The 25,530-nt window shown below is 74.7% G+C and carries 19 protein-coding genes; 13 read left to right on the top strand and 6 right to left on the bottom strand.

Annotation, left to right across the window (positions count from 1 at the left end; genetic code table 11):
* The first annotated feature begins 7 nt into the window (after window positions 1-7).
* On the top strand, window positions 8-2,620 hold the full coding sequence (gene pcrA / locus ACIRRH_RS06650; RefSeq protein WP_403062719.1) for a DNA helicase PcrA: 2,613 nt from the start codon (window positions 8-10) through the stop codon (window positions 2,618-2,620).
* Between the two features lie 4 nt (window positions 2,621-2,624).
* On the opposite strand, the gene ACIRRH_RS06645 is transcribed toward pcrA, so the two are convergent.
* Window positions 2,625-3,431, bottom strand: a complete 807-nt coding sequence (locus tag ACIRRH_RS06645) for a M23 family metallopeptidase (protein WP_403062716.1) — start codon at window positions 3,429-3,431, stop codon at window positions 2,625-2,627.
* Window positions 3,432-3,751: 320 nt separating this feature from the next.
* Between ACIRRH_RS06645 and ACIRRH_RS06640 the strand changes: the two genes are divergently transcribed.
* Window positions 3,752-4,156, top strand: a complete 405-nt coding sequence (locus ACIRRH_RS06640) for a cobalamin B12-binding domain-containing protein (protein WP_224285525.1) — start codon at window positions 3,752-3,754, stop codon at window positions 4,154-4,156.
* Window positions 4,157-4,249: 93 nt separating this feature from the next.
* Here ACIRRH_RS06640 and ACIRRH_RS06635 read toward each other — a convergent pair whose 3' ends face one another.
* Window positions 4,250-5,839 carry a DUF5691 domain-containing protein gene (locus ACIRRH_RS06635; RefSeq protein ID WP_403062713.1) on the bottom strand — a complete coding sequence of 530 codons (1,590 nt, stop codon included), beginning with the start codon at window positions 5,837-5,839 and terminating at the stop codon, window positions 4,250-4,252.
* A 197-nt stretch (window positions 5,840-6,036) separates the two neighbouring features.
* Window positions 6,037-7,329, bottom strand: a complete 1,293-nt coding sequence (locus tag ACIRRH_RS06630) for an SWIM zinc finger family protein (protein WP_403062710.1) — start codon at window positions 7,327-7,329, stop codon at window positions 6,037-6,039.
* 189 nt (window positions 7,330-7,518) lie between these two features.
* On the opposite strand from ACIRRH_RS06630, the gene ACIRRH_RS06625 reads away from it, so the two are divergent.
* The 5 genes from ACIRRH_RS06625 to sucD all read left to right on the top strand — a co-directional run bounded on the left by ACIRRH_RS06625 (window position 7,519) and on the right by sucD (window position 14,603).
* Window positions 7,519-8,601, top strand: a complete 1,083-nt coding sequence (locus ACIRRH_RS06625) for an AAA family ATPase (RefSeq protein WP_224285279.1) — start codon at window positions 7,519-7,521, stop codon at window positions 8,599-8,601.
* A complete protein-coding gene (locus ACIRRH_RS06620; RefSeq protein ID WP_403062707.1) occupies window positions 8,598-10,964 on the top strand; it encodes a DUF5682 family protein in 2,367 nt (788 codons plus the stop codon). Before ACIRRH_RS06625 ends, ACIRRH_RS06620 begins: the two co-directional genes overlap by 4 nt.
* A gap of 72 nt (window positions 10,965-11,036) precedes the next feature.
* Window positions 11,037-12,218 (top strand): VWA domain-containing protein, encoded by a 1,182-nt coding sequence (locus ACIRRH_RS06615; RefSeq protein ID WP_403062704.1) that lies wholly within the window; start codon window positions 11,037-11,039, stop codon window positions 12,216-12,218.
* Window positions 12,219-12,521: 303 nt separating this feature from the next.
* On the top strand, window positions 12,522-13,694 hold the full coding sequence (sucC, locus tag ACIRRH_RS06610; protein ID WP_224284842.1) for an ADP-forming succinate--CoA ligase subunit beta: 1,173 nt from the start codon (window positions 12,522-12,524) through the stop codon (window positions 13,692-13,694).
* Between the two features lie 18 nt (window positions 13,695-13,712).
* Entirely contained in the window at window positions 13,713-14,603 is an 891-nt protein-coding gene (sucD, locus tag ACIRRH_RS06605) for a succinate--CoA ligase subunit alpha (protein WP_363381036.1), read from the top strand.
* Between the two features lie 67 nt (window positions 14,604-14,670).
* Here sucD and ACIRRH_RS06600 read toward each other — a convergent pair whose 3' ends face one another.
* Entirely contained in the window at window positions 14,671-16,737 is a 2,067-nt protein-coding gene (locus tag ACIRRH_RS06600; protein ID WP_403062700.1) for a LuxR C-terminal-related transcriptional regulator, read from the bottom strand.
* A gap of 132 nt (window positions 16,738-16,869) precedes the next feature.
* Between ACIRRH_RS06600 and ACIRRH_RS06595 the strand changes: the two genes are divergently transcribed.
* On the top strand, window positions 16,870-18,273 hold the full coding sequence (locus ACIRRH_RS06595; RefSeq protein ID WP_403062697.1) for a DUF6350 family protein: 1,404 nt from the start codon (window positions 16,870-16,872) through the stop codon (window positions 18,271-18,273).
* An 18-nt stretch (window positions 18,274-18,291) separates the two neighbouring features.
* Here the strand turns inward: ACIRRH_RS06595 and ACIRRH_RS06590 are convergent, their stop codons facing one another.
* Window positions 18,292-18,942, bottom strand: coding sequence for a hypothetical protein (locus ACIRRH_RS06590; protein WP_403062694.1), 651 nt, complete (start codon window positions 18,940-18,942; stop codon window positions 18,292-18,294).
* A gap of 401 nt (window positions 18,943-19,343) precedes the next feature.
* Between ACIRRH_RS06590 and purN the strand changes: the two genes are divergently transcribed.
* Entirely contained in the window at window positions 19,344-20,009 is a 666-nt protein-coding gene (purN, locus tag ACIRRH_RS06585; protein ID WP_403062691.1) for a phosphoribosylglycinamide formyltransferase, read from the top strand.
* Between the two features lie 69 nt (window positions 20,010-20,078).
* Window positions 20,079-21,656, top strand: coding sequence for a bifunctional phosphoribosylaminoimidazolecarboxamide formyltransferase/IMP cyclohydrolase (purH, locus tag ACIRRH_RS06580; RefSeq protein WP_403062688.1), 1,578 nt, complete (start codon window positions 20,079-20,081; stop codon window positions 21,654-21,656).
* A gap of 82 nt (window positions 21,657-21,738) precedes the next feature.
* On the opposite strand, the gene ACIRRH_RS06575 is transcribed toward purH, so the two are convergent.
* Entirely contained in the window at window positions 21,739-22,365 is a 627-nt protein-coding gene (locus ACIRRH_RS06575; protein ID WP_403062685.1) for a hypothetical protein, read from the bottom strand.
* A 517-nt stretch (window positions 22,366-22,882) separates the two neighbouring features.
* On the opposite strand from ACIRRH_RS06575, the gene ACIRRH_RS06570 reads away from it, so the two are divergent.
* The 3 genes from ACIRRH_RS06570 to ACIRRH_RS06560 all read left to right on the top strand — a co-directional run bounded on the left by ACIRRH_RS06570 (window position 22,883) and on the right by ACIRRH_RS06560 (window position 25,390).
* Entirely contained in the window at window positions 22,883-23,737 is an 855-nt protein-coding gene (locus tag ACIRRH_RS06570; RefSeq protein ID WP_224282302.1) for a bifunctional methylenetetrahydrofolate dehydrogenase/methenyltetrahydrofolate cyclohydrolase, read from the top strand.
* Window positions 23,738-23,756: 19 nt separating this feature from the next.
* The gene (locus ACIRRH_RS06565) at window positions 23,757-24,182 is read left to right on the top strand and encodes a DUF3017 domain-containing protein (RefSeq protein WP_224282303.1); all 426 of its coding nucleotides are present in this window, start codon (window positions 23,757-23,759) and stop codon (window positions 24,180-24,182) included.
* 215 nt (window positions 24,183-24,397) lie between these two features.
* The gene (locus tag ACIRRH_RS06560; RefSeq protein WP_403062681.1) at window positions 24,398-25,390 is read left to right on the top strand and encodes a malate dehydrogenase; all 993 of its coding nucleotides are present in this window, start codon (window positions 24,398-24,400) and stop codon (window positions 25,388-25,390) included.
* Window positions 25,391-25,530: the final 140 nt, after the last annotated feature.

The raw sequence follows: 25,530 nt of genomic DNA, 5'->3' as shown, positions 1-25,530 counted from the left end.
ATGTGCCATGAGTAGCCTCTTTGACGACCTTCCGCTCCCCGGTTTCGAGGCACCCGCCGCCGGGTCGAAGCAGCCCGACGCACCCATCGACGAGGAGCCCCTGCCGTTCGAGGACGACGTCCCGTACGACGCGTACGAGGAGGCCATCCCGGACGGGCTGTTCCAGACCGACCATGCCGCCGAGGCGGAGCGGGACGCCTGGTACCGCAACGGCGCCGCGCGGACGGTGGTGGACCCGGCGCAGCTGCTGGAGGGGATGAACGACCCGCAGCGCGAGGCGGTGCTGCACGCGGGCTCGCCGCTGCTGATCGTGGCCGGCGCCGGCTCGGGCAAGACCCGGGTGCTGACCCACCGGATCGCCTACCTGCTGGGCGCCCGCGGGGTGCAGCCGGGGGAGATCCTGGCGATCACCTTCACCAACAAGGCGGCCGGCGAGATGCGCGAGCGCGTCGAGGCGCTCGTCGGCCCGCGCGCCCGGGCGATGTGGGTCTCCACCTTCCACAGCGCCTGTGTGCGCATCCTGCGCCGCGAGTCCAAGCAGCTGGGCTTCACCTCCAGCTTCTCGATCTACGACTCGGCCGACTCGCAGCGGCTGATGTCGCTGGTCTGCCGCGACCTCGACCTGGACCCGAAGCAGTTCCCGCCGAAGTCCTTCACGGCGAAGGTCAGCAACCTCAAGAACGAGCTGATCGACGAGGAGACCTTCGCCGACCGGGCCGCCAACCCGATGGAGAAGAAGCTCGCGGAGGCGTACGCGCTCTACCAGCGGCGCCTGCGCGAGGCCAACGCGCTGGACTTCGACGACATCATCATGACGACGGTGAACCTGCTGCAGGCCTTCCCCGACGTCGCCGAGCACTACCGGCGCCGGTTCCGGCACATCCTGGTCGACGAGTACCAGGACACCAACCACGCCCAGTACACGCTGGTGCGCGAGCTGACCGGCGGCTCGGTGGCGGACGCCCCCAGGCGCACCGTGGACGGTGAGCTCGTGAACCCGGCGGCCGGGCGCCTGGCCGAGGTGCCGCCGGCCGAGCTGTGCGTGGTCGGTGACGCGGACCAGTCGATCTACGCCTTCCGCGGTGCGACCATCCGCAACATCCTCCAGTTCGAGGAGGACTACCCGAACGCGACCACGATCCTGCTGGAGCAGAACTACCGCTCCACCCAGACGATCCTGAGCGCCGCCAACGCCGTCATCGAGCGCAACGCCAACCGCCGCGAGAAGAAGCTGTGGACGGCCGGCGAGCACGGCGAGAAGGTGATCGGCTACGTCGCGGACGACGAGCACGGCGAGGCCCAGTTCATCGCCGACGAGATCGACCGGCTCACCGACAAGGCCGAGGCCAAGCCGGGCGACGTCGCGATCTTCTACCGGACCAACGCCCAGTCCCGGGTGTTCGAGGAGGTGTTCATCCGGGTCGGCCTGCCGTACAAGGTGGTCGGCGGGGTGCGCTTCTACGAGCGCAAGGAGGTCCGGGACGTCCTGGCGTACCTGCGGGTGCTCTCCAACCCGGAGGACACCGTGCCGCTGCGCCGGATCCTCAACGTGCCCAAGCGCGGCATCGGCGAGCGGGCCGAGGCGATGATCGACGCGCTCGCCGCGCGGGAGCGGATCTCCTTCGCCCAGGCGCTGGTGCGGGTCGACGAGGCGTACGGGATGGCCGCGCGCTCGGCCAACGCCGTCAAGAAGTTCAACACCCTGATGGCCGGGCTGCGCCAGGTCGTCGAGTCGGGCGCGGGCCCGGCGGCGGTGCTGGAGGCCGTCCTGGAGGAGACCGGCTACCTGGCCGAGCTCCAGGCCTCCACCGACCCGCAGGACGAGACCCGGGTGGAGAACCTCCAGGAGCTCGCCTCCGTCGCGCTGGAGTACGAGCAGGACCCGGGCGAGCGGCCGGACGCCGGGGAGGAGGGCACGCCGCCGGTCGGCTCGCTGGCCGACTTCCTGGAGCGGGTCGCGCTGGTCGCCGACTCCGACCAGATCCCGGACGAGGACGAGGACGGGCAGGGCGTCATCACGATGATGACCCTGCACACCGCCAAGGGCCTGGAGTTCCCGGTGGTCTTCCTGACCGGCATGGAGGACGGGATCTTCCCGCACATGCGGGCGCTCAACCAGGTCAAGGAGCTGGAGGAGGAGCGCCGGCTCGCGTACGTCGGGCTCACCCGGGCCCGCGAGCGGCTGTACCTGACCCGCTCGGTGCTGCGCAGCGCCTGGGGGCAGCCGGCGTACAACCCGGCCTCGCGGTTCCTGGAGGAGATCCCGGAGGCGCTGGTGGAGTGGAAGCGCACCGGGGCGGCCCAGGCGCCGGTCCAGCGCGGCTACTCCTCGGGCTCGTCCTGGGGCAAGTCCTCGTCCGGGGGCGGGAGTTCGCGTTCCTCGTCGGCGGCCGCGTCGCCGAAGGCGGGCTGGGGGCAGTCGGCGCGGCGTGGCGGCCAGATGGTGGAGCGCGAGGCCGTCTCGCTGGCGGTCGGCGACCGGGTCACCCACGACAGCTTCGGGCTGGGCACGGTGGTGGCCGTCACGGGCGTCGGCGACCGGGCCCAGGCCACCGTCGACTTCGGCACCGACGGGCGCAAGCAGCTGCTGCTGCGCTACGCGCCGGTGGAGAAGCTCTGATCCGCTAGCGCGGGTCCAGCCCGTTCGAGAGGAACCAGGGCAGCGGGTCGATCGGCCCGCTGCCCGGCGGCCGGATCTCGAAGTGCAGGTGCGGGCCGGTGCTGTTGCCGCTGCTGCCGACGAAGGCGATCACGTCGCCCTGCTTCACCGGGCCCTTGCGCACCTTGTACGCCCGCAGGTGGCAGTACCAGGCCTCGGTGCCGTCGGGCATCTTGATGATCGTCATGTAGCCGTAGAACGGGTTCCACTGGGTCCGAAGGGTGCCGTCGGTCACGGCGTAGACCTCGGAGCCGCCGTCCACCGGGAAGTCGATGCCGGTGTGCCGGTTGGCCCAGTGGGTGCCGGCCTCGCCGAACAGTTCGCCGAGGCCGTGCCGGGCGACCGGCATGGCCACCTTGGGCTTGGCCGGCTCGGGCGTCGGCTCGGCGGTGGGCTGCGCGGTGGGGGCCCCGGCAGGAGCCTCGGTGGGCTGGGCGCCCGCCAGCGGCGTGCGGGCGTCGCCGCGCGAGGCCTGGGCCCGGGCGCCGGCCGCGACCGCCTGGGCGGCCGCCGCCTGCGCGGCCGCGGTGTCCTGCGCCGCGGCCTGCGGCACCTGCCCGGAGGCCTGGGCGCGCTGCTGGTCGGCCTCCCCCTGCACCGTGATCGCCGCCGCCGCGGCCACCCCGAGCGCGGCCACCGACGGCAGCGCGACCCGCAGCAGCGCCGTCCGGGTGGCCGCCTTGGCGGCGCCGCGGCGCTGGGCACGGGACTGCTCGCGGGCCGCGAGGCGCAGCTCCGCACGGGTCGGACGGGCGGCTGCATCGGGAGCCATCGGGGGCTGCCTCCTCGGTGGGCCTCGGACGTCGTCGGTCGAGGGAAATCAGCCGTGACTGTAGCTCCATCGCCGACGCCCCGGAAAACCCCGCGGATGTCAAGGGGGCGGCCGGGGGTCTGTGCGGAGGTTGCGGGGAGGCGGGGTATACCCGTTGGTAGCAAGGCCCGGAGCTGTGACTTTGCCCTCCTCTTCGGAGGCGGCACGGTCAACCGCGCCCGGTGGCGCTAACCTCCCCTCAGGTTGTTATTGACCGTTAACCGCGCCGGCGGCCCGCGAGGCCCGGTCGGATGGTGGACGACGAGGTCCAGGAGGCAGTCATGAGTGTGTCGGGGCCGATCCGTGTGGTGGTCGCCAAGCCCGGGCTCGACGGTCACGACCGTGGTGCCAAGGTCATCGCGCGCGCCCTGCGCGACGCCGGTATGGAGGTCATCTACACCGGCCTGCACCAGACGCCCGAGCAGGTCGTCGACACCGCGATCCAGGAGGACGCGGACGGCATCGGGCTGTCGATCCTCTCCGGCGCCCACATGACGCTGTGCGCGCGGGTGCTGGAGCTGCTGAAGGAGCGCGACGCCGAGGACATCAAGGTCTTCTGCGGGGGGATCATCCCGGACGAGGACATCGCCGAGCTCAAGGCGATGGGCGTCGCGGACATCTTCACCCCGGGCACGCCGACCCGGGACGTGGTCGCCTGGGTCGAGTCGAACCTGCGGGCCGGCTGAGCCACGGCGCGTCGAGCGGGCCGGTCCTTCCCGGGGCCGGCCCGCTCCGTCGTCCCGGCCTGCTCCCTCGTTCAGGGGCGCGGGAGCCCCGGGTCAGCCCGCCAGTTCCGCGAGCATCGCCGCCCGGAAGCGCAGGGTGCCGGCCAGCCGGGTGAAGGTCTCGGACCAGGCGGAGTCCGGGGCGGCCCCGGCGGCCAGCTCCTCCACCGCGGCGGCCGTCTCCGGGGCGAGCGCGCGCTCCGTCATCCCGAGCACCCCGCTGTGGCTCCACGGGTACGCCCCGGAGGCCGCCGCCCGGGCCAGGGCGGTCACCACGGCGGTGGACAGCGGTGGCGTCCACGGGGTGGTGCAGGCGCCGAGCAGCTGGAAGGCCTCGCCCAGCCCGTGCACCTCGATGAACGCGGCCGTCCAGGCGGCCCGCTCCTCGGGCGGCAGGACGGCCAGCAGCTTGGCCGGGGCGCCGGTGGCGCGCGGCGCCCGGGCCCGCGTACCGCGCCCGGGCGGGACGGGGGCCGGACCGAGCAGCGCCCGGGCCCAGTCGGCGTCCTGCTGGCGGACGGCGGCCCGGGCCCAGGCCTCCCGCAGGTCGTCGGCCCAGCTGCTGCTGGTCTCGTCGATGCTGTCGCCGGCCCGCAGGGCGAGCAGCTGCTCGGGGGCCAGCCCGGTGCTCTCCGGCCAGACCGACAGCGGTGCGGCGGCCACCACCTCGCCGAACCACCAGGCCCGTTCGCCGCGCCCGGTGGGCGACTTGGGCGCGATCCCGTCGCGCTGCATCTGCGCGTCGCACTCGGCGGGCGGGGTGACCAGCAGGTGCGTGCCGGTGCCGGCGAGCCGGACCGCGGCCCGCGCCCGATCGGCCATCCGGCGGGCCAGCGCGGAGCCGGGCAGGGTGGAGAGCAGTTCGGCGGCGGTGGCCCGGACGTTCTTGCTGCGGTCGCCGAGGGCGGCCTCCAGGAACGGCTCGTCGGCGGGGGACAGGCCGTCCTGGAGGGCGTCCAGGAAGAGCAGGCGGTCCTCGGCGCGCTCGGTGGACCAGGTGCCGCGCAGCAGTTCCAGGCCGGCCGCGGGATCGCGGCGGCGCACCAGCGTGAGGTGGGTGACCCGCTCGGCGAACAGGCCCTCGTGCCAGAGCCGGTCGTCCGTGGGCTGTTGCGGTAGCTCAGGGGTGGTGGTGCGCAGCACGAACCGCCAGTCGGGGTTCTGCTCGGCCAGCCAGCGGCCCAGCGGACCGGCCAACGCCACGGCGTCGGCGCGCAGTTCGCTGCGGGCGCGGGCGGCGTCGAGCAGGCCGGGTATCAGCGCGGCGGGCGGGCGCAGGCCCCGGGCCCGGGCGGTGCCGAGCCACTGCGGCAGCAGCTCGGCCAGGTTGGCCAGGGTGCCGCCGCCGCTGCTGCCGGTCCGCCCCGAGAGCAGGACGGCCAGTCGGCGGGCGGCCGGTTCGGGCAGCTCCGGGCGGGTGTCCTCGGCGGCGGGCGGGCCGGGTGGCTCGGCGGCCGGTACGGGCAGTGCGCCGGCCCGGCGGCGGACGGCGGCCAGCGCGGCCAGCTCCAGCAGGGCGGTGGCCGGATCGCCCTGGTCGACGGCGTCGGCGAGCGGCAGGGCGGTGGCCGGGAGCGGGCGGCGGTCGGTGCCGAGCAGGGCGCTGGTGTGCAGGGTCTCCCACGGGTCCTGGGTGATCGTCATGCCGAGTTCTCCTGGGCGTGTCTTGTGGGTTTCGTCGGGTCAGGCCGCGGCGTCAGGGGGCGTGCAGCGCAGCGCGGAGGTGGAGTCACTGCGGTGGGGCACCTCCCGCCGCCGGGCCGGAGGCCACGGGTGACCGACGGCAACGCGGAGAGGTGCGTGCCATGGCGTCGCGGGCCCGGCAGGCATCCACAGGACACCTAGGCGTTGGTGAGGCCGACCGGGCGCCGGCCGGCGGCCCAGGCCGTGACCGGGGCGAAGCCCTGGTGGCCGTACTCGCCGAAGACCGTCAGCGGGCGGCCGGTGGAGACCGCGGCCAGCCGCCACAGCGCGGCCTCCGGGACGGTCGAGGTGCGGACCGCAACGGTGTGGTGGCCGTCCGTCAGGAACCAGCCGTCCGGCGTGCGGACCGGGACGACGTCGCCGAGGACGGTCGGCCGGCTCTCCAGCCACGGGTCGTCGGCGACGGCGGTGCCGTAGCCGGCCACCGCCTCGGCGACGGTGAGTCCGGCGGGCGGGTCGGCTGGGCCCGGCTCGGGGGCGCCGTAGCGCTCGCCGAGGGTGGCGCGCAGCGGGTGGGCGGCGGGGAAGTAGGCGAGGTCGGCCTCCACCAGGCGGCCGGTGGGCAGGGCGAGGGCGGGGGCCTGGCCCTGGTGGCCGAAGGACAGCAGTACGGCCGGGCGGCCGGTCTTGGCGCCGCGCAGCCAGACCCGGCGGGTGGTGAGCCGCTCGTCCGTGGTGTCGCGGGTGCCGAGCACCAGCCAGCGGTCGCGGATGGTGGGGCCCGCCTTGCTGGTGTCCGCGGGGTAGCCGACCCGGGTGCGGACGGTGGCGGCCAGCTCGGCCGGCAGCTCGTCCATCCGGGTGGCGGCGGTGGCCAGCAGGTGCAGCATCGCGTACTCCTCCAGCAGCCGCTCCTGCGGCAGCGCGTCCAGCTCACGGACCCGGGTGGCCAGGCCGGGGGCCTGCGCGTCGACCATCCGGGCGGCGACCTCCTCCCAGGGGCCGGCGGTGGACTGGTCGGCCAGGCCGTGCCGGATCCGGTCGGCCAGCCGCAGCCGCAGCTCGGCCGCGCCGGCCGCGACCCGGGCGCCGCGCTGGGCGGCCCGGCGGCGGGCGGCCTCCGGGTCGGCCTGCTTCTCCACGCGCTTCTCCACGCGCTCCCGGCGGGACTTGAGCCACTCGGCCACCCAGTCGGCCGGTTCGCCGGCCGGGACGGCCTCCGGGGATCCGCTCCACAGCAGGAGGAGCCCGAGCGCGTGCTTGCACGGGAACTTCCGGCTGGGGCAGCTGCACTGGTAGGCGGGCGTGGCGAGTTCGATCGCGGTGCGGTACGGCGTGCGGCCGCTGCCCTTGCACTCGCCCCAGAGCGCGGTGCCGTCGGTGCCGGTGCCGGACCACGGCGCGGGCGCGGAGAGCTTGCCCGCCGCCTTCTGCGAGGCGGCGTCAGGTGCCAGGGACAGGACGTGTTCGGTGCTCCAGCGTTCCTCCATGCGACCGACCGTAGGCGGCGGCACTGACAGCGGCTGACGGCCCGTCCGCAGCCCTCGCCGGGCCGGCGGCCGATGTCAGTGGCCCGGTGCAGGGTGGTTCCCACAGGCCGGGACGCCGACCTGGCTCCCCCCGATCACCCTGCCGCCCGGGGCACCCGTGTGCCCGGCGGCCGACCCGAAGGAGCCCCCATGACCGACGTTCTGCGGCAGCACGCCGAGGACGCCTTCGCCGGTGAACTGGCCGCGCTGGCCGCGCAGGACGACCGTCCGCGCCCCGAGCGCTGGAAGCTCTCGCCGTGGGCCGTGGCGACGTACCTGCTCGGCGGCGAACTGCCCGACGGCACCCGGATCACCCCCAAGTACATCGGTCCGCGCCGGGTCGTCGAGGTCGCCGTGACGACCCTGGCGACGGACCGCGCGCTGCTGCTGCTCGGCGTGCCGGGCACCGCGAAGACCTGGGTGTCCGAGCACCTGGCCGCGGCGATCAGCGGCGACTCCACGATGCTGGTGCAGGGCACCGCCGGCACCCCCGAGGAGGCCGTCCGGTACGGCTGGAACTACGCCCAGCTGCTCACCCACGGGCCCAGCCGGGACGCCCTGGTGCCCTCGCCGCTGATGCGGGCGATGGCCGACGGCAGGATCGCCCGGGTCGAGGAGCTCACCCGCATCCCGGCCGACGTGCAGGACAGCCTGATCACCATCCTGTCCGAGAAGACCCTCCCGGTGCCGGAGTTGGGCTCCGAGACGCAGGCGGTGCGCGGCTTCAACGTGATCGCCACCGCCAACGACCGTGACCGCGGCGTCAACGAGCTGTCCAGCGCGCTGCGCCGCCGCTTCAACACCGTGGTGCTGCCGCTGCCGGGCTCGCTGGACGAGGAGGTCGACATCGTCACCCGTCGGGTCAACCAGCTCGGCCGCTCCCTGGAGCTGCCCGAACTGCCCGGCGGCGCCGAGGAGATCAGGCGGGTGGTCACCGTCTTCCGCGAGCTGCGGGCCGGGATCACGGTGGACGGCCGCACGAAGGTCAAGACCCCGAGCGGCACCCTCTCCACCGCCGAGGCGATCTCGGTGGTGACCAACGGACTCGCTCTGGCCACCCACTTCGGCGACGGCGTGCTGCGCGCCGGGGACGTGACGGCCGGGATCCTCGGCGCCGTCGTGCGCGACCCGGTGGCGGACCAGGCGGTCTGGCGCGAGTACGTCGAAGGGGTGGTGCGCGAGCGCGACGGCTGGAAGGACTTCTACCGCGCCGCCCGCGAGGTGACGGTATGACAACCTCCGAGGTCGCCCTGCTGGGCATCCGTCACCACGGTCCCGGCTCGGCCCGGGCGGTGGCCGCCGCGCTGGCGCAGTGGCGGCCGGACGCGGTGCTGATCGAGGGCCCGCCGGAGGCCGACGGGATCGTCCACCTGGCCGCCGAGAAGGACCTGGTCCCGCCGGTGGCCCTGCTCGCCCACGCGGTGGACGACCCGGCGAAGGCCGCCTTCTGGCCGTACGCCGAGTTCTCCCCGGAGTGGGTGGCGATCCGGCACGCCGTGGAGCACGACCTGCCGGTCCGCTTCATCGACCTGCCCGCCGGGTACGGCTTCGCACCGGCCCCGGAGGAGGACGCCGCCCCGGAGGACACCGCTGAGGAGGACGGCGCCGAGGAGGACGGTGCCGAGCCGGTCGCCGACCCACTGGCGCTGCTCGCCGAGGCGGCCGGGCACGACGACGCGGAGCGCTGGTGGGAGGACGTGGTCGAGCACCGCGCGCCCGGCGGCGACGCGCTGGCGCCGTTCGCCGCCGTCGCCGAGGCGATGGGCGCGCTGCGCGCCGAGGGCCTCGGCGGGTCCCGCCGGGACCTGCTGCGCGAGGCGTACATGCGCCAGCAGGTCCGTGCGGCCCGCCGCGCCGGGCACCAGCGGATCGCCGTGGTCTGTGGGGCCTTCCACGTCCCCGCGCTGGAGCGGATGCCCACCGTCGCCCACGACCGGGCGCTGCTCGCCGGGCTGCCGAAGAAGGTGCGGACGGACGTCACCTGGGTGCCGTGGACGCACCGCCGGCTCTCCCAGGCCACCGGCTACGGCGCGGGCGTGCAGTCGCCCGGCTGGTACCACCACCTGTTCACCACCGACGGCGACCCGGTGCCGCGCTGGCTCACCCGGGCCGCCGACCTGCTGCGCGCCGAGGACCACCCGGTCTCCTCCGCGCACGTGATCGAGGCGGTCCGGCTCGCCGAGACGCTGGCCGTGCTGCGCGGCCGCCCGCTCGCCGGGCTGACCGAGACCCTGGACGCCGTGCGCGCGGTGCTCTGCGAGGGCTCGGACGTCGCCCTGGAGCTGGTCCGGGACCACCTGGTGGTCGGTGACGCGCTCGGCGAGGTCCCGGACGCCGCTCCGGCGGTGCCGCTCCAGCGCGACCTGACCCGGTTGCAGCGCTCGCTGCGGCTCAAGCCCGAGGCCGCGCCGAAGGACGTCGACCTCGACCTGCGCAAGGAGACCGACGCGGCCCGCTCCCGGCTGCTGCACCGGCTGCGGCTGCTGGGCGTGGACTGGGGCGTGCCCGCGCGCTCCTCGGTGAACTCGACCGGGACGTTCCGGGAGAGCTGGCGGCTGTGCTGGCAGCCCGAGTTCGCGGTCCGGATCGCCGAGGCCGCCCAGTGGGGCACCACGGTCGAGGAGGCGGCGGCCAACAAGGCCGTCGGCACCGCCCGCGCCGCCGAGGAGCTCGCCGAGCTGACCGGCCTGGTGGAGACCTGCCTGCTGGCCGGGCTGTCCGGCGCACTGCCCGCCGTGATGCGGGTGCTCGCCGACTGCGCGGCCCTGGACGCCGACGTCGCGCACCTCGCGGGCGCGCTGCCCGCACTGGTCCGCGCGCTGCGCTACGGCGACGTACGCGGCACCGACCACGGCGCGCTCGCCGAGGCGGCCTCGGGCCTGGCCGAGCGGATCTGCGTCGGTCTGCCGCCCGCCTGCGTCGGCCTGGACGCGGAGAGCGCGGCGGCGATGCGCGGCCGCCTCGACGAGGTGCACGGCGCGATCGGCCTGCTGACCGCCGGCACCGACACCCCGGCCGACGCCCCGGCCGGCACCGCGCCGGACCCCGACGGCCTGGCCGGCCTGGCCGATCGCTGGGCCGCCGCCCTGCGCTCGCTGGCCCGCCGCGAGCCGGCCGGCGGACCGGCCACCGGCGCCCCCGGGCTGCTGCGCGGCCGGGCCGTGCGGCTGCTGCTGGACGACGGCCGGCTCGACTCCGAGGAGGCCGGGCGACGGCTCCGGCTGGTGCTCTCCATCGCCAACGCCCCGGCGGACGCGGCCGGTTGGGTCGAGGGCTTCCTGACCGGCGGCGGCGCCCTGCTGCTGCACGACCCGCGGCTGCTCGCCCTGCTGGACGAGTGGCTGACCGGGGTGAGCGGCGAGGTCTTCACCGACGTCCTGCCGCTGCTGCGCCGCACCTTCGCCGGACTGGAGGCGGGCGTGCGCACCACCATCGGCGGCCGGGTCGCGGCCGGCCCGCTCGGCGAGCCCCCGGCCGCGCAGGCCGCTGCAGGCGAGCTGGACCGGGCCCGCGCCGACGCCGCCGTCCCCGTGGTGGCCCTGCTGCTCGGGGTCCGTCCGAAGATCCCCCGGCAGGCTGCCGGCCGCGACACCTGACACCCGCCGCAGTGACGCTCACCGCACTGAACACCTGCCCCACCGCAGGACCCGCTGAAGGAGGAGGACGAGATGGCAGCGCCCACGACCGACGAACGGCTGCGCCGCTGGCGGCTGGTGCTCGGCGGTGAGGCCGACGGCACCGGCTGCACCCTGCGCGGCCGCGACGCGGCGATGGACGGCGCCCTCGCCGCGCTCTACCGGGGCGCCCCCGAGGAGGGCGGCCGGTCCGGCCGCACCGGCCGTCGCAGCGCCGGGCTGGGCGGCTCGGCCCCGCAGGTGGCCCGCTGGCTGGGCGACATCCGTGAGTACTTCCCGTCCACCGTCGTGCAGTTGATGCAGCAGGACGCGATCACCCGACTCGGCCTGGACCGGCTGCTGCTGGAGCCGGAGATGCTGGAGGCCGTCGAGCCGGACGTGCACCTGGTCGGCACCCTGCTCTCGCTCAAGCACGCGCTGCCCGAGACCACCCGGGAGAGCGCCCGCGCGGTGGTCGGCAAGGTGGTCGCCGACCTGGAGCGCCGGCTCGCCGACCGCACCCGGGCCACGCTCGGCGGCGCCCTGGACCGCAGCGCCAAGGTCAACCGTCCCCGCCACCGCGACATCGACTGGGACCGCACCATCCGGGCCAACCTGAAGAACTACCTGCCCGAGCACGGCACCGTCGTCCCCGAGCGGCTGGTCGGCTACGCCCGTGCCCAGCGCGCCGTGAAGAAGGACGTCATCCTCTGCATCGACCAGTCCGGCTCGATGGCGCCCTCGGTCGTCCACTCGGCGGTCTTCGGCGCGGTGCTCGCCTCGATGCGCACCCTGGACACCCGGCTGGTCGTCTTCGACACCTCGGTGGTCGACCTCACCGAACAGCTCACCGACCCGGTCGACGTCCTGTTCGCCACCCAGCTCGGCGGCGGCACCGACATCAACCGGGCGCTCGCCTACTGCCAGTCGAAGATCACGAGGCCCTCCGAGACCGTCGTGGTGCTGATCAGCGACCTGTACGAGGGCGGCATCCGGGACGGCATGCTCAAGCGGGTCGCCGCGATGAAGGCGGCCGGCGTCCAGTTCATCGCCCTGCTCGCGCTCTCCGACGAGGGGGCCCCGGCGTACGACCACGCGCACGCCGCCGCCCTGGCCTCGCTCGGGGCGCCGGCCTTCGCCTGCACCCCGGACGCGTTCCCGGAGATCATGGCGGCGGCCATCGAGAAGCGCCCGATCCCGCAGCATCTGATGAAGGGGGCTGCACAGGGGGTCTGAAGGGTTCACCCGAACGCGCTAATCCGCTCGATCGGTGGACCGGCCGCCCGGCCCCGTCCCTCCGGGCCTTCTGTGACGGTTCTCACCCAAGACGGGCAGGCCTCGGGCGGAACAGTCCCGTCCCACGGGGATAACCTGCCAGACGGACGTGACGCGCGTGTTGATTGACGTGTGCGCCCGTGGCTGTGTGGGCCGCAAGGCCGTACCTCTGCGTACCCGCACCGCCCCGACGACCCGCAGCGAAGATCCTGCCGTGGCACGCTCGTAGAGACACAATCCGCGACCACGAACAAGGACAAACACGTGGACCTGTTCGAGTACCAGGCGAGGGACCTCTTCGCCAAGCACGGCGTGCCCGTGCTTGACGGCGATGTCATCGAGACCGCCGCAGACGCTGCCGCCATCGCGGAGCGCTTCGGCGGCCGCGCCGTCGTCAAGGCTCAGGTGAAGGTGGGCGGCCGAGGCAAGGCCGGCGGCGTCAAGCTCGCCGCCGACCCGGCGGACGCCGTCGCCAAGGCCGAGCAGATCCTCGGCATGGACATCAAGGGCCACACCGTTCACAAGGTGATGCTGGCCCAGACCGCGGACATCAAGGACGAGTACTACGTCTCGTTCCTGCTGGACCGCACCAACCGCACCTTCCTGGCCATGGCCAGCGTCGAGGGCGGCGTGGAGATCGAGGTCGTCGCCGAGCAGAACCCCGACGCGCTCGCCAAGATCCCGGTCGACGCCAACGAGGGCTGCACCCCGGAGAAGGCCGCCGAGATCGTCGCCGCGGCGAAGTTCCCGGCCGAGGTCGCCGACCAGGTCGCCGAGGTCCTGCAGAAGCTGTGGACCGTCTTCATCAAGGAGGACGCCCTCCTCGTCGAGGTCAACCCGCTGATCAAGTCCGGCGACGGCAAGATCATCGCGCTCGACGGCAAGGTCTCCCTGGACGAGAACGCCGAGTTCCGTCAGCCGGAGCACGAGGCCCTGGAGGACAAGGCCGCGGCCAACCCGCTGGAGGCCGCCGCCAAGGCCAAGGGCCTGAACTACGTCAAGCTCGACGGCCAGGTCGGCATCATCGGCAACGGCGCGGGCCTCGTCATGAGCACCCTCGACGTGGTCGCCTACGCCGGTGAGAAGCACGGCGGCGTCAAGCCCGCCAACTTCCTCGACATCGGTGGCGGCGCCTCCGCCGAGGTCATGGCGAACGGCCTGGAGATCATCCTCGGCGACCCCGACGTCAAGTCGGTCTTCGTCAACGTCTTCGGTGGCATCACCGCCTGTGACGCGGTCGCCAACGGCATCGTGCAGGCCCTGGAGCTCCTCGCGAGCAAGGGCGAGAACGTCACCAAGCCGCTGGTCGTCCGCCTGGACGGCAACAACGCGGAGCTGGGTCGCAAGATCCTCGACGACGCCAACCACCCGCTGGTCCAGCGCGTGGACACCATGGACGGCGCCGCTGACCGCGCCGCCGAGCTGGCCAACAAGTAAGGAAGGGGACTTAACACCATGGCTATCTTCCTTACCAAGGACAGCAAGGTCATCGTCCAGGGCATGACCGGCGCCGAGGGCATGAAGCACACCCGCCGCATGCTCGCCTCCGGCACCCAGATCGTCGGCGGTGTCAACCCGCGCAAGGCCGGCACCACGGTCGACGTCGACGGCACCGAGATCCCGGTCTTCGGCTCCGTCGCCGAGGCGATGGAGAAGACCGGGGCCGACGTCTCCGTCCTCTTCGTGCCGCCGGCGTTCACCAAGGCCGCCGTGATCGAGGCCATCGACGCCGAGATCGGCCTGGCCGTCGTCATCACCGAGGGCGTCCCGGTGCACGACACCGCCGCCTTCTGGGCGCACGCCGGTGCCAAGGGCAACAAGACCCGCATCATCGGCCCGAACTGCCCCGGCCTGATCAGCCCCGGACAGTCGAACGCCGGCATCATTCCGGCCGACATCACCAGCTCCGGCAAGATCGGTCTGGTCTCGAAGTCGGGCACCCTGACCTACCAGCTCATGTACGAGCTGCGGGACATCGGCTTCTCCTCGGCCGTGGGCATCGGCGGTGACCCGGTCATCGGGACCACCCACATCGACGCCCTCAAGGCCTTCCAGGAGGACCCGGAGACCGAGATCATCGTCATGATCGGTGAGATCGGTGGCGACGCCGAGGAGCGTGCCGCGGCCTACATCGCCGAGCACGTCACCAAGCCGGTCGTCGGCTACGTCGCGGGCTTCACCGCCCCCGAGGGCAAGACCATGGGCCACGCCGGCGCCATCGTCTCCGGCTCCTCGGGCACCGCCCAGGCCAAGAAGGAGGCCCTTGAGGCCGCCGGTGTCAAGGTCGGCAAGACGCCGTCCGAGACCGCCCGCCTGGCCCGCGAGATCATCGCCGCCCAGGGCTGATCCCGCCCCGCGCGTGACGAGCGCCCCCGCCCTCCCCGGGCGGGGGCGCTCGTCGTCTCCGGTGCGTTCAGTGCCCGCTCGGCCCCGTCGTGCAGGGCAGCGGCGACCACGGCCGGCAGGCCACCGGGCCCTGCGGCGGGGGAGCGCCGATCCGGCCCGCCGGCAGCAGCCCCCAGCGCGCGGCCGCCTGCGGGTGCGGCTCCACCAGGACGGCCTCCCGGCCGGGCGCCGGACTGCACCAGATGCTGGTGATGCCGTTCGGCGCCCCGCCGGGCAGCAGCGGCACGCCCGGCTCCGCCGTCTGCGCCCCGGTCACGGGCAGGCACAGCGCGGGCGTCGGCGGGACGGTCGACCGGAACAGCACCGCCGGGCGCACCCCCGTCAGGGTCGCCAGCGTCGCCCCGCCCACCGCGACCGTCAGCAGCGCGGCCGCGCCCGTCCGGCTCGCCGTACGGAGCCGGTGCCGGGCCCGCAGCACCCGCACCGGCGTCCGGTGCGGCTCCGGGCAGCCGCGCACCGCCGCCCGGTGCAGCAGCCCGCTCAGCCCGTCCGCGAAGCCCGGTGCCGCCGGGTCCGGCCCGACCAGCTCCGGCACCCACTGCGCCAGCGCCGTACGGGCGGCCCACACCCGTCCCTCGGCCGCCGCCTGCGTGGACTCCACCTCCACCGAGACCGCCGCGGCCGGCAGCCCCAGCCCGTCGTGCAGCACCAGCGCCCGGCGCTGCGGCCGGGACAGCTGCTTGAGCGCCTTCAGCAGCGCCCGGTCCCGGTCGGTCAGCCGGTCGTGGTCCGGCAGCACCGCCTGCGCCTCGTCGGCCGGACGCACCTTGATCCGCCGGTACGGCAGCCCCCACACGTGCGCCCGCCGGGGCCCGCCCCGGTGCCACGGGGACAGCGCCAGCTCGCAGGCGCGCACCCGTACCCACCCCTCCGGGCTCCCCGAGGCGACCACCGCACCCCAGTGCCGCCGGGCCTCCCCGAACGCCCGCCGCACACAGTGCACCGCCCGGTACCGGTAGGCGGTCAGCAGGAACACCTGCTGCACCAGGCGGGTGTGCGCGGTCTCGTAGAGCTCCTCGAAGCTCACCGCCGGGGGCTCCGCGTCGAGGTCGTCGTCCGCACCCGCGGGAGCGGCGGCGGCCAACGCCGCCCGGCCGGGGCCGGCGGACGGGGGCGTGGCGCGGTCGCGGTCGGCCGGGTCCTGGGCGTGTGCCGGGGGTGAGGCGGTGGTGTTGCGTTCCTCCTGTGCGGACCGGGCCTGCCGGGCCCGGTCGGGGCCGGCGGGCTGCGTGCGCCCGCCGTCCGTCCCCTGCGTGGCCGGGGCCAGGGGCGGTGTGTCGCCGCGGCCGGCGGCCGTGCCGGCGGGGGCTGCCGGCGCACTGCCACCGCCCGCGTTCGCGGTGCTCTCCGGCCGAGCCTGTCCGGGGCCTGCGGGGGCCACCGGCTCGCGGCTCGCGTCGGACGGCCGGCGCTGCCCGCCGCCCGCCGCCGGTGCGGCCTGGCACGCCGGGGGTGTGACGGCGCGTTCCGGCTGGTCGACGGGCGTGCGCTGGTCCTGCGCGCGCCTCGGGGCGGCGCACTTCCTGGTGGCCGACGGCGTGCCGGCGGCCCGGCGCGGCTTCTCGGCCGGAGCCTCGGGGACTGCGCCGCCGTTCACGTCCCGCGCAGGCCGGGCGGCCACCCGCGCGCGCTCGCCCGGGGCCACCCGCCGAGTGCCGTCGGAGGCTCCCGGGGCGGGCTTCCCGGCGGCTGCCAGCGCTGCCGGTACGGGACCGGGGGCAGCCGGGGCCGGTCCCGGGCCGGCCGGGTCGAGGCCTGCGAGGTCCGCCGGGTGCCCGGTCGGGCCGGGGCCCGAGGGGTGCGGCAGCGTGCCGGCCAGCAGGGCGAGGGCCTCCGCCTCGGTGCGGGTGCCGAGCTTGCGCAGGGAGCGCCGGAGGTAGCTGCGGGCGGTGGCGGGGGTGACACCGAGGGCGGCGGCGGTGTGGGGGAGGTCGTGGCCGGCCACGAGGTGGGCCAGGGTCTGGGCCTCACGGGGGGTCAGTTTCCGCTGCGGGCGGCCCGCTTCGGTTGCGCCGTGGGCGCGCTTGCGGTGGCGCTCCGGGGTGGGGGAGCCGGCGGTGGGTGGCGTGGTCATCAGACGCTCCGGGCCGGGGCACCGGCGGCTTGGGGGTGGGGTCTGAAAATGCGCATAAGCCAATAATCTGGGACACGGCGGCGGTTTGGCGCTTCACGGAGCATGGCGAGTCGCCTTGGCACCATGTGGCGCATGACGCAGCTGATGGGCCGTCCGATCCTGGAGTCACCCGGCGAGTTGGGCGGACGACCCGCACTGGCCGACCTGTTGACAGGAGTGCGGACGGCGCTGGTCGGCCTGGCGGCGGTCGGGGTGCCGCTGCTCGGGCTCTGGGTGGTGACGCCGTACGCGGACGGCGGCGCGGCCGCTGTCACCCGGTTGACGGAGGTGCTCTGGCTGCTGGGCCACGGCGCGCCGGTGCTGCGCGGGGCGGCGGACGCTCCGCTGAGCGTCACTCCGCTGCTGCTCGGCGCCCTGGCCGTGGCCCGGCTCTACCGGGTGGGCGCCGGGGTGGCGGCGCGGCGCGGGCTGCGCTCGCGCTGGGGCGGTCCGGTGGCGGTGTGGGCGGGGTACTGCATGGTGGCCGTCGCGGTGGCGCTGCACTGCGTGGGCGCCGGGCTGTTCCGCAGCCGGGTGCTGCTGGACGTCCTGGTGGTGGCGCTGGTGGCGGGTCTGGCGACGGCTGCCGGAGCCCGCTCGGTGACCGTCCTCGAGGTACCGGCCAGCTCCCTGCTGGACCGGCTCCCGCCGCCGTTCCGTCCGGCCGGCGGCGGGCCGGTGGTGCGGGCCGCGGCGCTGGCGGCCGGGGCCGGGCTGGTCGCGGCGGGCGGACTGCTGGTGGTGTTCTCGGCGGTGCTGGACGCGGTGGCCGGCGGCGGGCGCGGGATGGCTCTGCTGGGGGGCGGGTCCGCCGCGCTGTCGGGGCTGCTGCTGCTCGCGGTGGCGCTGCTGCCGAACGCGGTGCTGTGGGGCGCGGCGTACGCGCTGGGTCCCGGCTTCGCGGTGGGCGCCGGGACGGTGGTGTCGCCGGCCGGTACCGTGCTGGGCCCGGTGCCCGAGTTCCCGTTGTTCGCCCTGCTGCCGGCGGACGGACCGGGTGGCTGGCGGCTCGCGGCGCTGGCGCTGCCGCTGCTGGCCGGGGTGGTGCCGGCGGTGCTGCTGGGCCGAGCGGCGGCGGGCCGGCGGCTTCCGGCCGCCGGGTCCGGGCCGGGGCCCGAGCCCTGGCCGTCGGCCGCGACGGTGGTGGCCGCGCTGGCGGCGGCGCTGTCGGTCGGGGCCGGGGCGGCGCTGCTGGGCTGGCTCTCCGGCGGGGCGCTGGCCGGGATGCGGCTGGCCTGGGTGGGGCCGGTGCCGTGGTCGGGCCCGGCGGCGGCGGGCTGGCTCGCGCTGGTCGCCGTTCCCGGCGCGCTGCTGGTGCGGTACCGCGTGCTGGGCCCGGCGGACGGCGGGGGCGTGTGCGCCCGGCTCGCGCGGCGGGTCCGCCGGGGTGTGCTGGAGCTGCGCGCCCGTACGAACGCCCTCGTGGCGCGGCTTTCCGGACCGGGCGTCCGCACCGCCGACGAGCCGGGCCCCGACGATCGGGACCCGGACGTCTGAGCGGACCCGGCGGTCCGACTACTCGGCGTTCCCGGTGAAGTCCACGTACCACTGCGGCGCGTACCGGTCGCAGTTCTGGGCGCCGACGGTGGTCAGCGAGTCCTGGACGCAGGTGACGTAGTCGCGGTAGTGGTACCCGAGGCCGATCACCGAGGTGGCGACCACGATGGTCATCGCGCCGGTCAGGATGCCGGCGAGCGCGGCCGGGGTGAGCGGGTTCGGTGCCGGGGCCGCGGGGACCGGTCCACCCGGCCCGGCGACCGCGGTGGCGGCCGGGGCCGGCCGCCGGTCCCGCAGCGCGCCGACGCCCCAGACGATGCCGAGCGCCCCGACCAGCAGGGCGATCCAGTGGAGCCCCGCGAACAGGCAGACGAGTGCGAACGGCCCGGCCAGCGCGGCGTTGCGGGCCTTGCGGTGGGCCGGATCGGCGAGGTCGAGCCGGGGCGGCTGCGGGGCCGGCGGCCGCTGACCGGGGCGGCCGTCGCCGCCGGGGCCCCACGGCGGCGGCAGCTGGGGGCGCTCGCCGCCCTGGCCGTCGGGGCCCCCTTGCCCGTCGGATCCGTGGCCCCCGCCGGCCCAGGGGCTGCGCGGCTGCCACGGCTGGTCCGGGGCATCCGCCGGCGGCGGCGCGAAGGGGTTGCGCTCGCCGGTGTCGTCGCCGCTGCTCATGGGTTCAGCCATTCCTTCTCGCTCGGAGCTCGTTCGGAGGTTCTCGCGTCGGAGCGGTCTCCCGCGCCCCAATGATCCCGCAGCCGTCCGGCGGGTCGGCGGCGGCCCGTGCCACGGGGCCGGGCGGGCCGTCGCGGGCCGTTGCGGGCCGGGGGCAACTCCGGTGCGGTGGGCCGGAGGAGATCCCCGTCTCAACTACGCGCGTAGCGCCGCCGGGAGGGTGCGGAGGCCGTCCGACCAGCCGTTATCGTGGTGACGGTCAGCAGCCCACAGAGGTTCCCCGGGGCCCGCGTCGCGGCGGGTTTCCCTGGAGTTCCCCCTCGCTCGACCTGCCGTTCGTAGTGGCCCCACCGCCGGTGGACGTACCAGCGGACGGCGCCCGACCTACGGAGAAACGCGCAGTGGCCGCCGCCCCCGCCCAGCACTTCCCACCCCGTACGCCCGGACCGGCCCGCCTGGTGGTGCTGGTCTCCGGCTCCGGCACCAACCTGCAGGCGCTGATCGACGCCGTCGCCGATCCGGCCTACGGAGCCGAGATCCTCGCCGTCGGCGCGGACCGGGACGGGATCGCCGGCCTGGAGCACGCCGAGAAGGCAGGCCTGCCGACCTTCGTCCACCGGGTGAAGGACCACCCGGACCGGGCCGCCTGGGACCGCGCGCTGACCGCCTCCGTCGCCGAGTACCAGCCGGACCTGGTGGTCACGGCCGGCTTCATGAAGATCCTCGGCCCCGAGTTCATCACCGCCTTCGCCGGGCGGATCGTCAACACCCACCCCGCACTGCTGCCCGCCTTCCCCGGCGCCCACGGCGTCACCGACGCGCTCGCGTACGGGGTGAAGGTCACCGGCTGCACCGTCCACCTGGTCGACTCCGGCGTGGACACCGGGCCGATCATCGCACAGGGCGTCGTCGAGGTCGTCGACGCCGACCACGCCGATGGCGGCGAAGCGCTGCACGAGCGCATCAAGACTGTCGAGCGAAAGCTGCTCGTCGACGTCGTGGGCCGGCTGGCCCGCGAAGGTCACCGCATCGAGGACCGAAAGGTATGGATTCCGGCACATGAGTGAGCGCAGCGAACGAGTCATCGAGGAAGGTGCCTGGCGCGCAGCGCCCGCCGAGCGCAGCGAGGTGGGAGCATGAGTGCCAGCTCCACCACCACGCCCGTTTCGGAGAACGTCCGTCCGATCCGTCGTGCGCTGATCAGCGTGTACGACAAGACCGGTCTGGAGGAGCTGGCCCAGGGCCTGCACGCCGCCGGGGTCTCCATCGTCTCCACCGGCTCCACCGCCGGCCGGATCGCCGCCGCCGGTGTCCCGGTGACCGAGGTCTCCGAGCTGACCGGCTTCCCGGAGTGCCTGGACGGGCGCGTGAAGACGCTGCATCCCCGCGTGCACGCCGGCGTGCTGGCCGACCTGCGGCTGGAGTCGCACCGCGCGCAGCTGGCCGAGCTGGGCGTCGAGCCCTTCGACCTGGTCGTCGTGAACCTCTACCCGTTCAAGGCCACCGTCGCCTCCGGCGCCACCCCGGACGAGTGCGTCGAGCAGATCGACATCGGCGGCCCGAGCATGGTCCGCGCCGCCGCCAAGAACCACCCGTCGGTGGCCGTCGTGGTCGACCCGGCCCGCTACGGCGACGTGCTGAAGGCGGTGCGGGAGGGCGGCTTCGACCTGGCCACCCGCAAGCGCCTGGCCGGTGCCGCGTTCGCCCACACCGCCGCGTACGACGTGGCCGTCGCCTCCTGGTTCGAGGCCGGCTACGCGCCGAGCGACGAGAGCTTCCCCGAGTTCCTGGGCGCGACCTGGGAGCGGCAGAACGTGCTGCGCTACGGCGAGAACCCGCACCAGGGCGCCGCGCTGTACAGCGACGGCACCGGCGGTCTGGCCGGCGCGCAGCAGCTGCACGGCAAGGAGATGTCGTACAACAACTACGTCGACACCGACGCCGCCCGCCGCGCCGCCTACGACCACACCGAGCCGGCCGTCGCGATCATCAAGCACGCCAACCCGTGCGGCATCGCGACCGGCGCCGACGTCGCCGAGGCGCACCGCAAGGCGCACGAGTGCGACCCGGTCTCCGCGTACGGCGGCGTGATCGCCGTCAACCGCCCGGTCACCGTCGCGCTGGCCGAGCAGATCGCCCCGATCTTCACCGAGGTCGTCGTGGCCCCCGGCTACGAGGAGGGCGCCCTGGAGGTGCTCACCCGCAAGAAGAACCTGCGGGTGCTGCTCGCCCCCGAGGCCCCGGCCAACCGCCAGGAGGTGCGCCCGGTCTCCGGCGGCGTGCTGCTCCAGGACGCGGACCGGGTGCACGCCGAGGGCGACGACCCGGCGAACTGGACCCTCGCCACCGGTGAGGCGCTGACCGCGGAGGAGCTGGCCGAGCTGGCCTTCGCCTGGCGGGCCTGCCGGGCCGTCAAGTCCAACGCGATCCTGCTGGCCAAGGACGGCGCCTCGGTCGGCGTCGGCATGGGCCAGGTCAACCGGGTGGACTCCTGCAAGCTCGCGGTCGAGCGGGCCGGCGAGCGCGCCAAGGGCGCCTACGCGGCCTCGGACGCCTTCTTCCCGTTCGCGGACGGCCCGGCGATCCTGATCGCTGCCGGCGTCAAGGCGATCGTCCAGCCCGGTGGCTCGATCCGCGACGAGGAGGTCGTCGCGGCGGCCGCCGAGGCCGGCGTGACCATGTACTTCACCGGTGCGCGGCACTTCTTCCACTGATCCCGCCGACGGCGTGACGGTGTGACAGAGCGGCCCGGCCCCCTCCGAGGAGGGAGCCGGGCCGCTCTGTCGTGCGGGCCGGTCAGTAACGCGGCCGGTTGAACCAGTTGACGCCGTCCCGGGAGGCCATGGCGACGATCCAGAGGACGCAGATCGCGATCCACAGCACGCCGACCACCACGCCGAACCCGCTGCCCGCAGCCGTGCCCTGGGCCTGGCCGGCGCCGGTGATCGCGCTGACCGTCACGAGCAGGCCGAGCAGCAGGAACACCGAGGCGTACACGATGGTGGTGATCCGGGTGGCCGGGCCGCCCTTGCCGAACTTCACCCCGAGCGTGATCGAGAGCACCGCGGCGAGCAGGTAGACGATCCCGAAGACCAGCAGGATGCCGGCCGCCGCGTTGCCGAAGATCGCGGTGTCGCTGTCGGTGCTGTGCTGGTTGGCGACCGTCTTGGTGCCCGCGGCCGCGATCAGCAGGATGCCCGTGATGATGATCTGCACGCCACCGATGACGAACAGCAGCACCCGCGAGGTCATCACCAGGCCCGGCATGGACGGCGGGGCCACCGGTGCGTACCCGTAGGCCGGGGCGGCCTGCGGGTAGCCGTACGCGGCGGCCGGCGGCGGCGGGGCCTGCTGCGGGTAGCCGTAGCCCGGGGCGGCCGGCGGCTGGCCGTACGGGTTGTTCGGGTCGGGCGGGTAACTCATGGGTGCCTCCGGGCAGTTACGGGGACGCGGGGACGCGGGGACGGGACGCTGACGGCCCGGTGCCGGTCGGTGAGCGGATCACCGACCGAAGGGGACGTTAGCGGAGCGGGGTGACAACCCGGCGGCGGTGACGGGCGCCGCGGCTCGGCAGCGTGGTGAGCGTCAGGGGCGCGAGCCGGCCGACGGGTACGGCGCGGGCGGGACGGTGCCCCCGCGGTCGGACTGCTCGTTCTGCTGTGGTCGGCTCACTGGTTCTTTCCCCCGGGTACAACGCTCCGCCGCGAGGGCCGTCGGCCCGTCACCGGGCCGGTTCGCGGCGGGAATGCGCTTATCGTCATCCGGACGACGGCGCCCTGTCCAGCCGGTTCAGCGTGCCGCGCCAAGACTGTGGCGCAACCGCAACGTGCGGCGGGCCTTCGTACCCATCCGTTCACCCGCCCGTCCGTCCGTCCGGGGCCGTCCCGCGCCGGTCGGGCCCTCGGTGCGCAGACCCCCGGCGATCCGGGAGAATGGGGTCATGACTGCCCAGATTCTCGATGGCAAGGCCACCGCCGCCGCGATCAAGTCCGAACTCGCCGCCCGCGTGGCGGCCCTCAAGGCGAAGGGCGTCACGCCCGGCCTCGGCACCGTCCTGGTCGGTGACGACCCGGGCAGCCGCTGGTACGTGAACGGGAAGCACAAGGACTGCGCCGAGGTCGGCATCGCCTCGATCCAGCGCGAGCTGCCCGCCACCGCCACCCAGGAGGACGTCGAGAACGTCGTCCGCGAGCTCAACGCCGACCCGTCCTGCACCGGCTACATCGTCCAGCTGCCGCTGCCCAAGGGCCTGGACCAGAACCCGGTCCTGGAGCTGATGGACCCGGACAAGGACGCCGACGGCCTGCACCCGACCTCGCTCGGCCGGCTCGCCCTGGGCATCGAGGGCCCGCTGCCGTGCACCCCGCTCGGCATCGTCGAGCTGCTGCGCCGCCACGACGTCGAGATCAACGGCGCCGAGGTGGTCGTGGTCGGCCGCGGCATCACCGTCGGCCGCTCGATCGGCCTGCTGCTGACCCGCCGCAGCGAGAACGCCACCGTCACCCTGTGCCACACCGGCACCCGGGACCTCGGCGCCCACCTGCGCAAGGCCGACATCATCGTGGCCGCCGCCGGCGTGCCGCACCTGGTGAAGCCGGAGGACGTCAAGCCGGGCGCGGCGGTGCTGGACGTGGGCGTCAGCCGCAGCGAGGGCAAGATCGTCGGCGACGTGCACCCGGGCGTGGCCGAGGTGGCCGGCTGGATCTCCCCGAACCCCGGCGGCGTGGGCCCGATGACCCGCGCGATGCTGCTCAACAACATCGTCGAGGCGGCCGAGCGCCGCGCCGGCATCTGACACCCCAGGGACGGCGAGCATGACTGAACCGAGCCCGGCACGGACCCGCCGCAGGCCGGTCAAGACCACCGGCACCGTGCCGCCCGAGGGCTCGGCCGCGGCCCTCGGACGCGATCACGCGCTGCCGGTGCGGCAGTGGCCGATCACGTTGGTCCTGCTGGTCGTCGGCGCCGGCCTCGCGGTCACCTGGTTCGCGGACTCCAAGGACGGTTTCAAGTACGGGCTGCTGGTCCTCGGCGGCGGCGTGCTGCTCGGCGCGGTGCTGCGGCTGGTGCTGCCCGAGGTCGGGATGCTGGCGGTGCGCAGCCGCTTCACCGACGTGATCGTGCTGAGCTTCCTGGGCACCTCGATCGTGCTGCTGACCCTGGTGGCGCAGCCGAACCCGTGGCTGCAGATCCCGTTGCTGGACAACATCGGCCAGCTGATGGGCCGGCCCAGGCACTGATCCGCAGGCCTGCGACGGCCTCCGCCCGGCGCCATGGAAATCCATGGCCCGGGCGGGGGCCGTCCTTATTTTTGTGACGCATCAGCCACGCCAGGACACCCGGCGTACGCTTCCCTTTGCGATAACCTGACGCCGGTCTCTCGACGTCGAGAGATCATCCTGGCTCCAGTGCCGGTGTGCCTGGGGCGCCTGGCGATTTGCTGGAGAAGGTAGAAATGACCCGCACCCCCGTCAACGTCACCATCACCGGAGCTGCCGGCCAGATCGGCTACGCGCTGCTCTTCCGCATCGCCTCGGGCCACCTGCTCGGTGCCGACGTGCCGGTGAACCTGCGCCTCCTGGAGATCCCGCAGGGCCTCACGGCCGCCGAGGGCACCGCCATGGAGCTCGTCGACTGCGCCTTCCCGCTGCTGCGCGACATCACGATCACCGACAACCCGAACGAGGCCTTCGACGGCGCCAACGTCGCGCTGCTGGTCGGCGCCCGTCCGCGCACCGCGGGCATGGAGCGCGGCGACCTGCTCCAGGCCAACGGCGGCATCTTCGGCCCGCAGGGCAAGGCCATCAACGACCACGCCGCGGACGACATCAAGGTCCTGGTCGTCGGCAACCCGGCCAACACCAACGCCCTGATCGCCCAGCGCAACGCCCCGGACGTCCCGGCCGAGCGCTTCACCGCGATGACCCGCCTGGACCACAACCGCGCCGTCGGCCAGCTGTCCGCCAAGACCGGCGCCCTGGTCTCGGACATCAAGCGCGTCACCATCTGGGGCAACCACTCCGCGACCCAGTACCCGGACATCTTCCAGGCCGAGATCGCCGGCAAGCCGGCCTTCGAGGCCGTCGGCGCCGACCAGGCCTGGCTGGAGAACGACTTCATCCCGACCGTCGCCAAGCGCGGCGCCGCCATCATCGAGGCCCGCGGCGCCTCCTCGGCCGCCTCGGCCGCCAACGCCGCCATCGACCACGTGTACACCTGGGTCAACGGCACCGCCGAGGGTGACTGGACCTCCATGGGTGTCGTCTCCGACGGCTCCTACGGCGTCCCGGCCGGCCTGATCTCCTCCTTCCCGGTCACCACCAAGGACGGCAAGTTCGAGATCGTCCAGGGCCTGGAGATCTCCGACTTCTCGCGCGCCCGCATCGACGCCTCGGTCAACGAGCTGACCGAGGAGCGCGACGCGGTCCAGGAGCTGGGCCTCATCTGAGCCCGCCCCGCACGGCTTCACCGGCGGGGCGCCCCCCCCCCCCCCGGAGGGGGGGGGCCGCCCCCCGGGCGGGGCGGGGGGCGGCGCCCGGGTGGGCCCCCGCCCCGGCCCGCCGCGCCCCAAAGGCGCCCGGGTGTACG

This window comes from Kitasatospora sp. NPDC101235, from assembly GCF_044767505.1.
Lineage (GTDB): Bacteria > Actinomycetota > Actinomycetes > Streptomycetales > Streptomycetaceae > Kitasatospora.
This window is presented reverse-complemented; position numbering and strand designations above follow the sequence as displayed.

Bases quoted from the DNA above. Each gene is read 5' to 3' on its own strand.
- pcrA (WP_403062719.1), top strand. From the start codon at position 8: ATGAGTAGCCTCTTTGACGACCTTCCGCTCCCCGGTTTCGAGGCACCC.
- ACIRRH_RS06645 (WP_403062716.1), bottom strand. From the start codon at position 3,431: ATGGCTCCCGATGCAGCCGCCCGTCCGACCCGTGCGGAGCTGCGCCTC.
- ACIRRH_RS06640 (WP_224285525.1), top strand. From the start codon at position 3,752: ATGAGTGTGTCGGGGCCGATCCGTGTGGTGGTCGCCAAGCCCGGGCTC.
- ACIRRH_RS06635 (WP_403062713.1), bottom strand. From the start codon at position 5,839: ATGACGATCACCCAGGACCCGTGGGAGACCCTGCACACCAGCGCCCTG.
- ACIRRH_RS06630 (WP_403062710.1), bottom strand. From the start codon at position 7,329: ATGGAGGAACGCTGGAGCACCGAACACGTCCTGTCCCTGGCACCTGAC.
- ACIRRH_RS06625 (WP_224285279.1), top strand. From the start codon at position 7,519: ATGACCGACGTTCTGCGGCAGCACGCCGAGGACGCCTTCGCCGGTGAA.
- ACIRRH_RS06620 (WP_403062707.1), top strand. From the start codon at position 8,598: ATGACAACCTCCGAGGTCGCCCTGCTGGGCATCCGTCACCACGGTCCC.
- ACIRRH_RS06615 (WP_403062704.1), top strand. From the start codon at position 11,037: ATGGCAGCGCCCACGACCGACGAACGGCTGCGCCGCTGGCGGCTGGTG.
- sucD (WP_363381036.1), top strand. From the start codon at position 13,713: ATGGCTATCTTCCTTACCAAGGACAGCAAGGTCATCGTCCAGGGCATG.
- ACIRRH_RS06600 (WP_403062700.1), bottom strand. From the start codon at position 16,737: ATGACCACGCCACCCACCGCCGGCTCCCCCACCCCGGAGCGCCACCGC.
- ACIRRH_RS06595 (WP_403062697.1), top strand. From the start codon at position 16,870: ATGACGCAGCTGATGGGCCGTCCGATCCTGGAGTCACCCGGCGAGTTG.
- ACIRRH_RS06590 (WP_403062694.1), bottom strand. From the start codon at position 18,942: ATGAGCAGCGGCGACGACACCGGCGAGCGCAACCCCTTCGCGCCGCCG.
- purH (WP_403062688.1), top strand. From the start codon at position 20,079: ATGAGTGCCAGCTCCACCACCACGCCCGTTTCGGAGAACGTCCGTCCG.
- ACIRRH_RS06575 (WP_403062685.1), bottom strand. From the start codon at position 22,365: ATGAGTTACCCGCCCGACCCGAACAACCCGTACGGCCAGCCGCCGGCC.
- ACIRRH_RS06570 (WP_224282302.1), top strand. From the start codon at position 22,883: ATGACTGCCCAGATTCTCGATGGCAAGGCCACCGCCGCCGCGATCAAG.
- ACIRRH_RS06565 (WP_224282303.1), top strand. From the start codon at position 23,757: ATGACTGAACCGAGCCCGGCACGGACCCGCCGCAGGCCGGTCAAGACC.
- ACIRRH_RS06560 (WP_403062681.1), top strand. From the start codon at position 24,398: ATGACCCGCACCCCCGTCAACGTCACCATCACCGGAGCTGCCGGCCAG.